At 67.5% G+C, this 13407-nt stretch carries 9 protein-coding genes, 1 tRNA gene and 1 pseudogene; 6 read left to right on the forward strand and 5 right to left on the reverse strand.

What is annotated here, in order from left to right; translation table 11 throughout:
* Positions 1 to 29: 29 nt before the first annotated feature.
* The gene (ubiA, locus tag LL962_RS01410) at positions 30 to 929 is read right to left on the reverse strand and encodes a 4-hydroxybenzoate octaprenyltransferase (protein WP_104586213.1); all 900 of its coding nucleotides are present in this window, start codon (positions 927 to 929) and stop codon (positions 30 to 32) included.
* A 273-nt stretch (positions 930 to 1202) separates the two neighbouring features.
* Here ubiA and LL962_RS01415 point away from each other — a divergent pair.
* A tRNA-Arg gene (locus LL962_RS01415) sits at positions 1203 to 1279 on the forward strand.
* A 155-nt stretch (positions 1280 to 1434) separates the two neighbouring features.
* Here the strand turns inward: LL962_RS01415 and LL962_RS01420 are convergent.
* Positions 1435 to 1776, reverse strand: a complete 342-nt coding sequence (locus LL962_RS01420; protein WP_167395230.1) for an HPF/RaiA family ribosome-associated protein — start codon at positions 1774 to 1776, stop codon at positions 1435 to 1437.
* 261 nt (positions 1777 to 2037) lie between these two features.
* Between LL962_RS01420 and LL962_RS01425 the strand changes: the two are divergent.
* Positions 2038 to 4550, forward strand: a pseudogene (locus LL962_RS01425) (DUF3772 domain-containing protein).
* A 119-nt stretch (positions 4551 to 4669) separates the two neighbouring features.
* Here LL962_RS01425 and LL962_RS01430 read toward each other — a convergent pair.
* Complete coding sequence (locus LL962_RS01430) at positions 4670 to 5560, reverse strand: LysR family transcriptional regulator (protein WP_228315614.1); 891 nt, start codon at positions 5558 to 5560, stop codon at positions 4670 to 4672.
* Positions 5561 to 5805: 245 nt separating this feature from the next.
* Between LL962_RS01430 and LL962_RS01435 the strand changes: the two genes are divergently transcribed.
* From LL962_RS01435 to LL962_RS01450, 4 genes are all read left to right on the forward strand, one after another.
* Positions 5806 to 6876, forward strand: a complete 1071-nt coding sequence (locus LL962_RS01435; protein ID WP_104586205.1) for an aldo/keto reductase — start codon at positions 5806 to 5808, stop codon at positions 6874 to 6876.
* Positions 6877 to 6891: 15 nt separating this feature from the next.
* Positions 6892 to 7434, forward strand: coding sequence for a nuclear transport factor 2 family protein (locus LL962_RS01440; RefSeq protein WP_329957074.1), 543 nt, complete (start codon positions 6892 to 6894; stop codon positions 7432 to 7434).
* The gene (locus LL962_RS01445; protein ID WP_228315615.1) at positions 7431 to 7826 is read left to right on the forward strand and encodes an Atu4866 domain-containing protein; all 396 of its coding nucleotides are present in this window, start codon (positions 7431 to 7433) and stop codon (positions 7824 to 7826) included. Before LL962_RS01440 ends, LL962_RS01445 begins: the two co-directional genes overlap by 4 nt.
* A gap of 170 nt (positions 7827 to 7996) precedes the next feature.
* Positions 7997 to 8893, forward strand: a complete 897-nt coding sequence (locus tag LL962_RS01450) for an SDR family oxidoreductase (protein ID WP_228315616.1) — start codon at positions 7997 to 7999, stop codon at positions 8891 to 8893.
* A gap of 183 nt (positions 8894 to 9076) precedes the next feature.
* On the opposite strand, the gene LL962_RS01455 is transcribed toward LL962_RS01450, so the two are convergent.
* Positions 9077 to 11185, reverse strand: coding sequence for a phosphoglycerol transferase I (locus LL962_RS01455; protein WP_228315617.1), 2109 nt, complete (start codon positions 11183 to 11185; stop codon positions 9077 to 9079).
* A 300-nt stretch (positions 11186 to 11485) separates the two neighbouring features.
* On the reverse strand, positions 11486 to 13261 hold the full coding sequence (locus tag LL962_RS01460) for an ABC1 kinase family protein (RefSeq protein WP_228315618.1): 1776 nt from the start codon (positions 13259 to 13261) through the stop codon (positions 11486 to 11488).
* Positions 13262 to 13407: the final 146 nt, after the last annotated feature.

Raw genomic sequence — 13407 nt, forward strand, 5'->3', positions numbered from 1 at the left:
ACCGAATCCCCAATCCCCAATCCCGGCTCTCAACGCACCGCCACCGCGATGCCGACGAAGATCGCCAGGCCCACCCAGTTGTTGTGCACGAAGGCACGGAAGCAGGGGCCACGCTCGCGATGGCGGACGATGCGAAATTCGTACAGCACCAGCAGCGCCGCCACGCCCAGGCCCGCCCAGTACGCGGTGCCCAGACCGGCGCGCAGGCCGACCGCCGACAACATCGCCAACATCAGCGTGTAGAGCGCGGCCTGGATGTGCAGATCGTGCTTGCCGAACAGGATCGCAGTGGACTTGCTGCCCATGCGGATGTCGTCGTCGCGATCGACCATGGCGTACCAGGTGTCGTAGGCGGTGGACCACAGGATATTGACCGCGTACAGCAACCAGCCCAGCAGGGGCACGCTGCCCTGGACGGCGGCGAACGCCATCGGGATGCCCCAGCCGAATGCCACGCCCAGATACACCTGGGCCAGATGGGTGTGGCGCTTCAGATACGGATAGCTCGCGGCCAGGAACGCGCCGGGCACGCTCAACGCCACGGTCAGCCAGTTGAGGCTGAGCACCAGCGAGAACGCCACCAGCATCAACACCACGAACACCCACAGCGCCTCGCGCCCGGAGACCGCGCCGGTGGCCAGCGGCCGCGATTTGGTGCGCTCCACATGCGGGTCCAGCCAGCGGTCGGCATAGTCGTTGATCACGCAGCCGGCCGAGCGCGTCAGCCACACCCCCGCGGTGAACACGAACAGCGTCCACAGCGGCGGTACCCCATCGGCGGCCAGCCACAGGCCCCACCAGGTAGGCCAGAGCAGCAACAGGCTGCCGATCGGGCGATCGCCACGTACCAGCTTCCAGTATTGGCCCAGCCGTTCGGACCACCTCAGCGCCGGCGCAGCGGGTGCCGGTTCCACACCATGTTCGTTCATGCCGCAAAGGGTAGCAGCGCGGCTTGGCCGCGGTCATGCGGGCCGTGACGGAGCGCGCGACATGGGTCGCCCGCGCTCGCGCTCAGCGGATCCTGCCGTCGGACGGCACTGCGCCCCGCGTCTCCTGGGCGGCAAGGCGATGCCGGCCGCGCGGCGGCGCTTCGAGGACATCCCCTTCGGTAGCGGCGATGACTACAGTCCGGCGCAGCGCTGGAGAGGCCCTGCGCATGCGGGTCGTCGAGGGGCATCGGTTCTGGCATACTGTGCGGCCAGGCGCTCGTAGCTCAGCCGGATAGAGTAGTGGCTTCCGAAGCCATTGGTCGGGGGTTCGAATCCCTCCGGGCGCACCAGTTTCGACAACGATCGGCCCGCTGCCAGTGCAGCGGGCCGATGCGTTTTGCGTGGTTCTCGATATCGCGCGGTGTGGCCGCTGCGGCGCTGCCATGCGGCTGGGCGATCGCGGCGGCTCGGCAGTGCACGCGGTGACGCGGCTGCCCACGCCGGATCAGAGGTTGTCCGGGGCCGGGGCGGTGGCTTTGGCGTGCTGCTTGCCGCGCGCGTGTTCGATGGCGGTGCGCAGCTTGCGGGCGGCGCCGGTGACTGCCGAGGCGGTGGTTTCGGCGCTGTTGGTGGCGGCGATCGGCGGCAGGCCGGCGACGTGCGCTTCGATACTGCAGGTTCGATCCGCCGCACCGCCGCGCTGACCGTTCTCATCGCGTAGATGCACTTCGACGCGGGTGATGTCGTTGGCGAAATGCGCCAGCTGGGCCGAGCAGGTCTTCTCGACATGCTGCACGACAGAGGGATCATGCGGCACGTGGTTGTCGGTCTGGATCTGAATCTGCATAGAGGTCTCCTTCGCGGTCATCCGCTGCGTCTGCCGCAGCGGTGTTCCGATTCTGCGACAGCCCGGTGTTGCCGGGAGGTGACAGGGGCCAGGCATTCACCTGCAGGTCGGCAATGCGCGGCCTGCGCGGCCGCTGTCAGGAGACGATGCACACCCCAGCACGTAGGGGCCACAGGTGGCGGGCGGCTATCGCAGGCCGGCTGAATCGCCCCAGCCCTGTGGGGAGGGGCGTGGCCTGGGGTCCAGGGACAGTGGCTTAAGATTGCGCGATTGCGGCTGCCCGCGCTGTTCGATGCCTGCCTGTGTCTGAAATTCGATCTGTCTTGCGTGCGCGTTCTGGCGTCTGGTTGCGGGCATTGCTGTGCTGCAGCCTGTGGCTGGTATGGGTGGCCGGAGCGGTGGCCCAGGACGACGACGCTCTGTTGAAGACCGCGCAGACGCAGCTCGACGATGCGCAAACGGTGTTGGACCAAGTGCAGGTCGGGATGGAGAAGGCCGATGCCGATCAGCTGAGCGCATTGGTCGATCAGGTCACCGCCGCGCAGCGGCAAGCGCAGGATCTGGCACGTCAGCTGGATCCGCCGCTCAAGCAGCTCAGCATGCGGCTCGACGGTCTGGGTGCGGAGCAAACGACCGATCCGCTCGATCTGCGCAACCAGCGCAAGGGTCTGGCGAAGGAAAAGAACCAGCTGGACGCCGAACTCAAGCGTGCCAACCTGCTGGCATCGGAGGCCGGCGAACTCGCCGACCGCCTCGAGCGCAAGCGCGCGCAACTGTTCAGTGTGCAGCTGTCCACGCGGGTGGGTTCGCCGTTGTCGCCTGCGCTGTGGAGCCGTATCGCGCAGCAATGGCCGGACGACCGTGGCCGCCTGAAGGGGCTCAACGACGACGCGGCACAGATGCTGCGCGCGGCAGTCGCCGCTAGGGGCGTCGGTGTGCTGCTGACCTGCGCGCTGGTGGCGCTGTTGCTGGCGTTTCCGCTGCGCATCTTCCTGCGCCACCTGGGCCGCCGTTACGCCGCCTCGCGCGCGCCGGGCGGGCGCCTGCGGCGTTCCGGGCTGGCATTGTGGTTCCTGCTGGTGGGCACGCTCAGTCTGGGCATGGCGGCCCTGGTGCTGGCCGAAGGCGTGCGCGCGATCGCGCAGGTGCCGGCGGACCTGGACGAGTTGCTGGATGCCTTCGTGTTCATCAGTTTCTTCGCCGCCTTCGTCGGTTCGCTCAGTGCCAGCCTGCTGATGAAGCACCAACCGAGCTGGCGCCTGTTCCCGCTGGACGACGCCACCGTCGACCGGTTGCGCGTGCATTGCCTGGCCACGGCGGTGGTGAGCTGGGTGAGCGGCATGGCGATGAAGCTCAACGAGGTGGCGCGCACCAGCGAGGCGGCCACCACCGCCACCGATGCGGTGGCGGCGTTGCTGTATGCCGGCCTGATCCTGTCTGCGCTGGCGGGCTTGAGCCTGTCGCTGCACGCGCGCGCAGCCAGCGCGGGGGTGGCGGTGGCCGAGCCCGGCAATGGCGAGCCGCCGCCGGTGGTCTCGCGCGGCGGTGGGGTGATCGTGTTGATCCGCCTGCTGGGCCACCTGGCGGTGATCGTCGCCCTGCTGGCGGCGTTGTTCGGCTATCTCAACCTGGCGTTGTTCGTTGCCCGCCAGATCATCTGGATCACCTTGATCTGCAGCCTGCTCGGCCTGTTGCTGGTATTTGCCGACGATCTGCTGACCTGGGTGTTCAAGCCCGATGGCCGTTTCAGCCGGGCACTGTCGCATGCGCTCAGCATCGGTAGCGGCCGCCTGGTGCAGCTGGGCCTGTTGCTGTCGGCGGCGGTGCGCGTGGTGCTGGTGCTGCTGGCCATCGCGGTACTGCTGACGCCTTACGGCGCCAACGTCAGCGTGGTCACCGGATGGGTGGAGAACATCACCCATGGCCTGACCATCGGCGGTGAGCTGGTGATCACGCCCGGCGACGTGGCGCGGGCGCTGTGCGTGTTCCTGCTCGGCATGGGCCTGGTGCATGTGGTGCAGCAGTGGCTGCTCAATACCTATCTGCCGCGGACCGAACTGGATGCCGGCGCGCGCAATTCGATCAGCACGGTGGCGCGCTATCTGGGCTGGTTGGTGGTCACGGTCTGGGGCCTGACCGCGCTGGGGCTGGATCTGAAGCGGCTGGCGCTGGTGCTGAGTGCGCTGTCGGTGGGTATCGGCTTCGGCCTGCAGGCGATCACGCAGAACTTCGTGTCCGGCCTGATCCTGCTGGCCGAACGGCCGGTCAAGATCGGCGACTGGGTCCGCATCGGCGATCAGGAAGGCGACGTGCGCAAGATCAGCGTGCGTGCCACCGAGATCCAGGTCGGTGATCGCTCGACCCTGATCGTGCCCAACTCGGAGTTGATCACCAAGAGCGTGCGCAACATGACGCTGTCCAATCCGATGGGACGGGTGCAGCTGCAGTTCTCGGTGCCGCTGGAAGCCGATGTGGCCAAGGTGCGCGACATGTTGCTGGCGTTGTTCGCCGAGCATGCCAAGGTGTTGGCCGAGCCGGCGCCGTCGGTGTTCATCGACTCACTGGCCGGCGGGCACGTCAATTTCAATTCGTTCGCTTACGTCAGCAGCCCACGCGATTCCTATGGCGTGCGTAGCGAGCTGTTCTTTGCGCTCTTGCAGCGGATGGAGCAGGCCGGCGTGGCCTTGCAGTCGCCACAGGAGATCCGCTTCAGCCGCGCCGGCGTGGCCGCAGCGCGCGATGGCGACGGCAGCACGCCGGCAACGCCGGTATAGGGGAGCGGCCAGGCGATCGCGAGCGATGGCGCGCCGTCTCCGATGCGCCATCGCTCGCCAGGCCACCGCAGCGGTACATGCACGCGGGCCTGTGGTGCAAGCCATTGGACATGCTGGCGTCAGGTCTGGAGATAGGCCTGGAATGCGTTGGCGAGGTGGTCGAACACGGCGCGCACGCGCGGAACGCTGCGCAGATCTTCGTGGGTCACGATCCAGGTCTCCAGGGCGGGCAGTCCGAGCGCGGGCAGCACCTGCACCAGGTCCGGGTCTGCACGCGCGACCGGGCATTGCGCCACGACGATGCCCAGGCCGGCACGCGCCAATGCCAGTTGCGCGGGGTGGCTGTCGGTACGCGTACTCAAGCGTGCGCGGCTCAGATCCGGGTGCAGTGCAGTGGCGAGCGCCAGGTCGGCGCGGCATCGGTCCGGGCCGATCAGGGCATGCTGCAGCAAGGCCTGCGCCGAGGTCGGCGTGCCATGGCGCGCGAGGTAGTCGCGATGAGCGAACAGGCCCAGCGCGATCGCGCCGACCTTGCGTGCCACCAGGGCGCTTTGCGTGGGTGGATGCATGCGCACCGCGATATCGACCTCCTGTTCCAGCAGATCGGCCGCGCCGTTGCTGAGCGAGATTTCCGCGACGATGCGTGGGTGCGCTGCACGCAGGCTGGCCAGCATGGCGGGCAGCACTTCGATTCCGACGAACTCGGAAACGCCGATGCGCACGCTGCCGGCGATTTCGCCTGGCGGACTGTAGGCCAGACGCACGAACTGCGCCGATGCGCGCGCCATGCTGCGCGCCGAATCGGCCAGTGCGCGCGCCTGATCGGTGGGTGTCAGACCAGTGATCGAACGAGTGAACAGCGTGGTGCCCAGCATCCGTTCCAGCGCGGCAAGCCGGGTGCGTACCGTGGGTTGGGTCACGCCCAGCAACCGAGCGGCCGCCGACAGGCTGCCCTCTTCCAGCACGGCCAGAAAGATCCGCTGATCTTCCCAGGCGATGTCCTCGCTCATAAAAATTGATCCAGCCGCTGGTGGAATTTCGATACTTCCATCCTAGCCGCTGCAACGGCACGCTGGCTGCCGCCCTGGCGCGGGGCAACGCTTGGAGGTGTCGCAGGACGCCGCATGCAGGGCCGGTCGATCAGGCAAGGATGGCAGAGGATACGGCTACCGCATGGCCGCTTGCAGGCGGCACCCTGGTTGCCGCTGGAGACAGCACTGCCCGATGTTCTTTCACTCACTAAAGGAGCAAACGCATGCCTTACACCACTTCGCTGGATCGCTACCGCCTGCTTGGCCGTTCGGGCCTGCGGGTGTCGCCGCTGGCGCTGGGCACCATGACCTTCGGACAGGACTGGGGCTGGGGTGCGGATGCAAGCGAGGCCAAGCGCATCTTCGACGCCTATGTGGAACGTGGCGGCAACTTCCTGGACACCTCGGTGAACTACACCAACGGCGCCTCCGAGCGCATCGTCGGCGAGCTCATCAAGGACAAACGCGAGCGCATCGTGCTGGCGACCAAGTACACCATGGCGCGCGATGCCGGCAACATCAATTCTGGCGGCAATCATCGCCTCAACCTCATGCGCTCGGTGGAGACCAGCCTGCGCCAGCTGGCGACCGACCGCATCGACCTGTTCTATCTGCATGCATGGGACTTCACCACCTCGCCCGAGGAAGTGATGCGGGCGCTGGACGATCTGGTACGTGCGGGCAAGCTGCTATACCTGGGCATCTGCAATACGCCAGCCTGGCGGGTGGCGCAGCTGCAGACGCTGGCCGACCTGCGTGGCTGGTCGCCGTTGGTGGCGTTGCAGATCGAGTACAGCCTGGTCGAGCGCAGCGTCGAACACGAGCTGATCCCGATGGCGCGTGAACTGGGCCTGGGCGTGCTGCCGTGGTCGCCGCTCGGTGGCGGCATCCTCACCGGCAAGTACAGCCGCGACGATCTGTCCGACGAGAACGGGGCGGAGGTGGCGGACAGCCGCAAGGGCGTGATCGCCTCGACCGGGCACCTCAACGCACGTGCGCTCGACATCGCCGACGTGGTGGGTGCGGTCGCCGAGGAACTGGGCGCTTCGCGCTCGCAGGTGGCCCTGGCCTGGACCTTGCGCAACCCGGCGGTGGTTGCGCCCCTGATGGGCGCGCGCACGCTGAAGCAGGCCGAAGACAACTTCGGCGCGCTGTCGCTGACGCTCAGCGATGCGCAGCTGGAACGCCTGCAGCAGGCCAGCGCGGTGGCGCCGATCTTTCCGGAGCGCTTCATCGGCCGGCCGATGGCGCAGCAGCTCATCTACGGAACCTCGACCCTGGAACCGCGCCGCTGAGCGCAGGAGAAGCGCATGCACGTCTCCCGTTACGCACTGCTGTTCGTCGCCGCGGCGCTCATGGCGCAGGTCGTGGCGGCAGCACCCGCCGGCAGGACCGCCAATGGCAACTGCGCGGCGGCAGCGACGCCGACCGAACGCAACCGCTGCATCGTCGATACCGCATTCGCGCAATGGGCCGGCGGCGGTGGTGGCTTCTTCGATCGTGTGCTCGCGCCGGAGGTGGTGTGGACCATCGAAGGCTCCGGGCCGCATGCAGGCACGCTGCGTGGCCGCGAGACACTGATGGCGCGCGCGGTGCAGCCGCTGGCCAGCCGCATGTCGACACCGCTGCGCCCGCTGCAGTGGCAGGTCTGGGCCGATGGCGCGCATGTGATCGTGCAATGGGAAGGTGTCGGCCGCGTGCGCGACGGAAGCGAATACCGCAACCGCTACGCATGGATCATGCGCATGCACGAGGGCAAGGCGGTGCAGGTCAACGCGTTCCTGGATCTGCCGCGCTATGGCGAGGTGCTGCAGGACGATGCCGTGCGGGCGGGCAGTGGAGCGGGCGCATGAGCGATGCGCGCATGACGCTGGCGGTGGCGGTGGCATTGGGTGCAGGAGCGGCGGTGTTCCGTACCGATGCAGTCTCGATCGAGCCGCCGCCGCGCGTGGGCGACGACGCGACCGATGCGCGCGGCCCACAGCGGTGGCACGCGCATCCTTACCTGGGGGCGTGGGTCACGGCCGACGGTCGCGCGTGGCGGGAGTTGTTGCCGACCGGGTATTACGCCCAGGCCGGGGACCGTCGCGATCTCAGCCAGGGCCGCTACGTGGTGGACCACGACCGTATCCGTTTCCTGGACGAGCGCGGCTCCAGCGTCGAAGGAATCTTCGTCGGTGCGGACGAACTGCACCACGCTGGACGGATCTTCCATCGGCAACGCAAGACCGCGTCCGCGATGTAGCGGCATGCGGCACGCAGCATGCGCGGCACGCCCGGCATGCCGAACCAGCAGCGGGTTCCCAGTCACCGGCCCCCACCGGTGCTGGCCCACTGCATCCATCCGCAAGCTCCCGCGTGGCATGCGTCGCGCGCGATGCGGTTGCGGCCAGAAACATTCCAAGGGAGAGAGCGATGAAGACCGTACTGATTTCCGGAGCCGGCTCGGGCATGGGCCTGCTCACTGCGCAGACCCTGATCGCCCGCGGCGATATCGTCTATGCCGGGGTGCGCGACCCGGATGGACGCAGCAAGGCGCGCAGGGACGCACTGGAGCGGCATGCGCAGGCGCATGGCACGCGCGTCCACGTGGTGGACATGGACATCCATCACCAGGACTCGTGCCAGCAGGCAGTGGACCGGGTCGTGGCCGAGCAGGGCCGGCTGGACGTGGTGATCCACAATGCGGCACACCTGTACATCGGCATGGCCGAAGGTTTCACCGCCGAGCAGCTGGGCGAGAGCTTCAACACCAATGCGGTGGGCGCTCACCGGCTCAATCGCGCCGCCCTGCCGCAGATGCGTACGCAGGGCGATGGGTTGCTGCTGTACGTGGGTAGCACGATCACGCGCATCGTGGCGCCTTTCATGATGCCTTACGTGGCCGGCAAATACGCGTTGGATGCGGTGGCCGAAGCCACCGCCTACGAGGTGCGTCCGCTGGGAATCGATTCGGTCATCGTCATGCCAGGCACCTTCATGGATGGCACCTCGCATTTCCAGACGGCGGTGCACCCGGCCGATGCCCAGGCCGTGCAGGGCTATGCGCCGGTGCAGGCGGAATTCGACAACTACGAGCCGGGGTTGCGTCGGCTGTATCGCGATGGGCAACAGGCGCCGGTGCAGGCGGTGGCCGACGAGATCGCGCGCGTCATCGCGTTGCCGAAGGGGCGCAGGCCGCTGCGGACCACGGTGGATTTCGCGGACTATGGCGCCGAGGCCATCAATGCCGTCGTCGAAGCGCAGACCGCACGCGTGTTCGGCATCATGGGCATGCAGCGCTTGCGCGATGTCGCGGGCGGCAGCGGTTGATTGAACGGCGCGCGGCAGCCACAAAGGTGGCTACGCGCGGTGCCGATGTCGCTGGCGCGCGGCCTTGGGCACCGCTGCAACACGCATGCCGTCATGCATGGGCTGCATGCCTGCGGCAGTAGCGCGTGCCATGGGCTGCCAATGCATGCAGGCGAACGCGCAGGCATGGTGGGACGCCTTGCATCAGGAACGGTCGGCGACCCGGGCCTGCTTGACCAGGGCCAGGTCGTCCACGCTGACATCTTCGGTGTAGTCCAGCCACGCGCGAATTTCCAGATCGTCCACCGCGTGCTCCAGGCCCACCGGCATGCGGATGCGCCCGGAGGCGTCGGGCACGACCCACTGCTGCGCCAGCACCACCTTGCGGTCGGACGACACCGCTTCCACCCAGAACGCGCGGGTGGGCCGGCGCTTGGCGGATACCTCCAACATGTAGCGGCCGGCCTCGGTCCTGCGTGCGGCCTGGGTGAGCATGATCGGCTGACGCACGCGCGGACGCGGGCCTTGCGCTGGCGCGTCCAACGGCGCATCGATCGCAATGCCGCGAGTCAGGTCGGGGTCGCGGTACAGCTTCATGCGCTGGTCGCGATCCACCACCAGGGCGCACCAGTCGCCATCGGCCGAACCGTCTTCGAACGCAGTGCAGCGGTCCACATAGGCCAACGTGCCCGTCCCGTGCGTGCGGTCGAACTGACGCGAGGTGTTCTCCAGGTAGACCGTCTTGAGCTTGCTGTCGTCGTCGTACTCGAGCAGCACCGGTGGGCGCACCTGTTGCACGCCCACCACCACCTCGCCATTGCCGTTGACGCGCAGCAGGCGCGTGCCCTGTCCGGTCCATAAGGTGCGTGCATAGGCCAGATAGCGCGGGTAGTCCTTGCCGTCGTCGCGGCTGGCCGCTGCGCTGGCGCTGGGCGGTGCGTCGCCGGCCAGCAGCGAACGGCCGAAGCCCAGCGTACGCATGCCCGGCTCCAGCAACTGCAGCAGTGTGGCGCCGGAGTCGAGCGTGCTGCCGGCGCGCGCGGCCACTTGCTGCGGGGCGATGTCCTTGCCGAGGAACAGCAGCAGATTCTCGCGTTTCTGTCGGGCGAGCACGTCGCTCAGGTCGTTGGGCATCGCCAGATGATCCGACGCGATGACGATGATGGTGTTCCTGCCATAGCGACTGTTGCGGATACGCGCGACCAGCTCGCCGATCAGACGGTCGCTGCACTTGATCGCATGCAGCAGGGCGATGTCACCCAGCGGGCCATCGTAGTGCTGGCCCTTGCAGGCCAGCGGCAGGTGGCCTGCCGGATGATGGGTATCCATGGTGAGCGTGGTCAGCATGAACGGCTGGCCGGCACGCGAGAGCGTCTGGAAGCTGTCCCAGGCATCGTCGAGCAGTACGTCGTCGTGCACGCCCCAGGCAGAAAAATGCCTGGAATCCACGCCCTTGTCGTAGAAATGATGCACGTCGTGCACCACGTCGTAACCATGGCTGGACAAGAAGCTGCCCTTGCCGGCGAAGCTGGCATCGGCACCGCCGACATAATGATTGCGGTAGCCCTGCTCCTTGAGATAGTCGCCCAGGCAACGCGCCTCCGGCAGGAACAGGCCCATGCGGTCCATGCTGTTCTCGTCGCCCGGTGCGGTGGTCAGCGGCACGCCGCACATCGAGGCCACCATGCCGGCGATGGTCCATCCGCTGCCCTCGGCGGATGCGAGGTTGCGTACGTCCACCGCTTCGGTGGCGAGCGCGCGCAGATTGGGCATCAGGCCCGGGAACACCGATTCGTCGAAGTAGGTGCGCTCCAGGCTCTCGCCGTAGATCCAGACGATGTTCTTGCGCCTTTGCAGCGGTTGTTGCGGCAGCTGGTACTCCGGTACCACGGTGGCGTAATCGACCGGGCGCCACTGGTAGTACAGGCGCTTGCCATCGCGGTACAGCGGGCTCACGGCGATGCTGACCAACAACATCGCCACGAAGCCTGCAAAAACCGCACCGCCGCCACTCGGGTGCCGGAAGCGGCGTACCCGGACCAGCAGCAGCGGGCTGAGCGAGAGCAGCAACATGCCGACGAACACGGCGATATAGCCGGAGAAATCGCTGACACCGGCACCCTCCATGTCCGCGCGCAAGTGGTACAGCGTGGCGGCGTTGATGCCATCGCCGCTGAGGCGGTCGATCAGCCCCCAGGCGCTCAACGCCAGTAGCAGCAGCGACAGCAGGCCGGCCTTCAGCCACGCCAGCCGCGGCGAGGCGACCAATAGCCACAGCAACAGCAACAACGAACCCAGCAACATCCAATGCATGCGCAGCATCCGAGAGGGAATGATGCGAGCGCGTACCGGACGCCTTGCTCGCCATGTCCCGCGCGCCACATATACATGACACCCGGATGACCGACTATGCCGCGACGAAGCTGACTGAAATGTTTGTTGGCCGGCACCGTGCCAGTGCGGTGCGCCCTTTGCGACGGACGCGGCGATTCAACGGATGGCCGTCAGGAAGGGTTCTGCGCTTGCGTTCGGCGATCCCGCGCGGCCACGGCGGCGTACGCTATGTAGCGCCGGGGGAAGCGCGGGCGCCAGTTTCAACGGGCAATGCACGACCTAGCGATGCCCGCGCTCCTCGCGCGCCCTGACGCGGCGGTCGAACAACAACGCGCTGACCACGATGCCGAGCCCCAGCACCACACCGAGCAGGAACAGCACCATCGCGATGGCCGGATAACCCCAGAGCTTGAAGCCGGTGTCGATGCGCATCATCTGCGCCGAGGCCATGATCAATGCCGCGGTCACGATGCCGGCCGCCACGCGATTGGCGATCTTCTGCAGGCTCTCCATCAGATGCGATTCTTCCAGCCCGGTGACGCGCATCTGCAGGCGATTTTCCGCCGCCAGCGACAGGATCTCCGACAGCCGGCGCGGTCCCTCGCGCACCAGGTGCTGCAGCTCCATCGCCTCGCTGGCGAGGTTGGCCGCAGACATGGATTTCTTCAGGCGTGCGCGCATCACATGTTGCAGGTGGCGCTCGACGATGCGTCGCGTGTCCAGCTGCGGCGACAGGGTGCGGCACACGCCTTCCAGATTCAGCAGGGTCTTGCCGAGCAGGCTCAGTTCCGGCGGCGTGCGCAGGCCGGTGGAGGTGGCGATGCGCACCAGATCCAGCACCACGCGGCCTTCGGAGGTGGTGTCGTGTGCGGCATAGCGCGCGATCATCTGCCCGGTTTCGCGCTGATAGCGCTCTTCGTCGTAATCTTCCAGCCGCGTGCTGAGTGCGATGGTCTCTTCGGCGACCTCTTCGCCGCGGCCATCGACGGCGGCGAACAACAGTTTGAGCAGGCGCTCGCGCAGACGCGGCGGCACGTGCGCGACCATGCCCAGGTCGAAGATGGCCAGGCGTCCATCGGCCAGTACGCGCAGGTTGCCCGGATGCGGGTCGGCATGGATCTCGCCATGCACGAACATCTGGTCCAGATAGCCCTTGACCAGTTCGGCCGCCAGCGCGTCCATCGGCTGTTCGGTACGGCGCAGGCCGGAAATCTTGTCCACGCGCACGCCTTCGGCCAGCTGCATGGTCAGCACCCGGCGGCTGCTCAGGTCCCAGATCGGTTGCGGCACCCACAAGCGTGCGAACGGCTTGAGGTGCTTTCCGAAACGCACCAGGGTCTCGGCTTCGTCCTCGTAGTTGAGTTCGGCACGCAGGGTCTTGCCGAATTCGCCCAGCCAGTCGGCAAAGCGCATCCGGCGACCGATGCCGGTCAGCCGATCGGCCGCGGTGGCGAAGCTCTTGAGCACCTCCAGGTCCGATCGCACCTGCGCGGCGACCTCGGGCTTTTGCACCTTGATCGCCACCGGGGTGCCGTCGCGCAATGCGGCGCGGTGCACCTGCGCCAGCGAGGCGCAGCCCAGCGGCGTGGGATCGAAGTGCGAGAACGCCTTGTTCACCGACACCCCGAGCTCTTCTTCGATGATCTGGCGAATGCGTTCCACCGGCACCGCACTGGTGTTCTCCTGCATGCGCTCCAGCGCCGTGGCGAACTCCGGCGGCACGATATCCGGGCGGGTGGACAACATCTGCCCGAGTTTGACGAAGGTGGGGCCGAGCTGCTCCAGGTCGGAGACGAACTGGTCCGGAGTGCCTTCGGCAGGCACCTCGTAGTCGTTGATGGCGGCCGGGTCCAGGTTCATGCCGGCGAACACGCCGGACCCGCGATACCGCAGCAGCAGGCGCAGGATCTGCGTGCGCCGGCTCATTCCGCCCACCACGGCGTGGTCGGCCGGGCTTGCGACCGGGGCCGGGCTGCGGTGCGGATCGTGGTGACTCAAGGCCTTCTCCGGGGCGTCGTGCGGGCGATCAGTGTGGCCAGCGCGGGGTCGCGGCATGGTGAATCCAGCCGCATGCGACCCACCGCCACGCCAGGGCGGCGCGCTCGGGGGGAGCCGCCGGACGACGCGCCGCCTTGCCGGGATCGCTCAGACAACGGCGCGCAACGGCCGGGCAATGCCATGCCATCACCCCATGCGGGCGC

It is taken from the genome of Xanthomonas sp. NCPPB 1067, assembly GCF_020783795.1.
Classification (GTDB): Bacteria; Pseudomonadota; Gammaproteobacteria; order Xanthomonadales; family Xanthomonadaceae; genus Xanthomonas; species Xanthomonas melonis.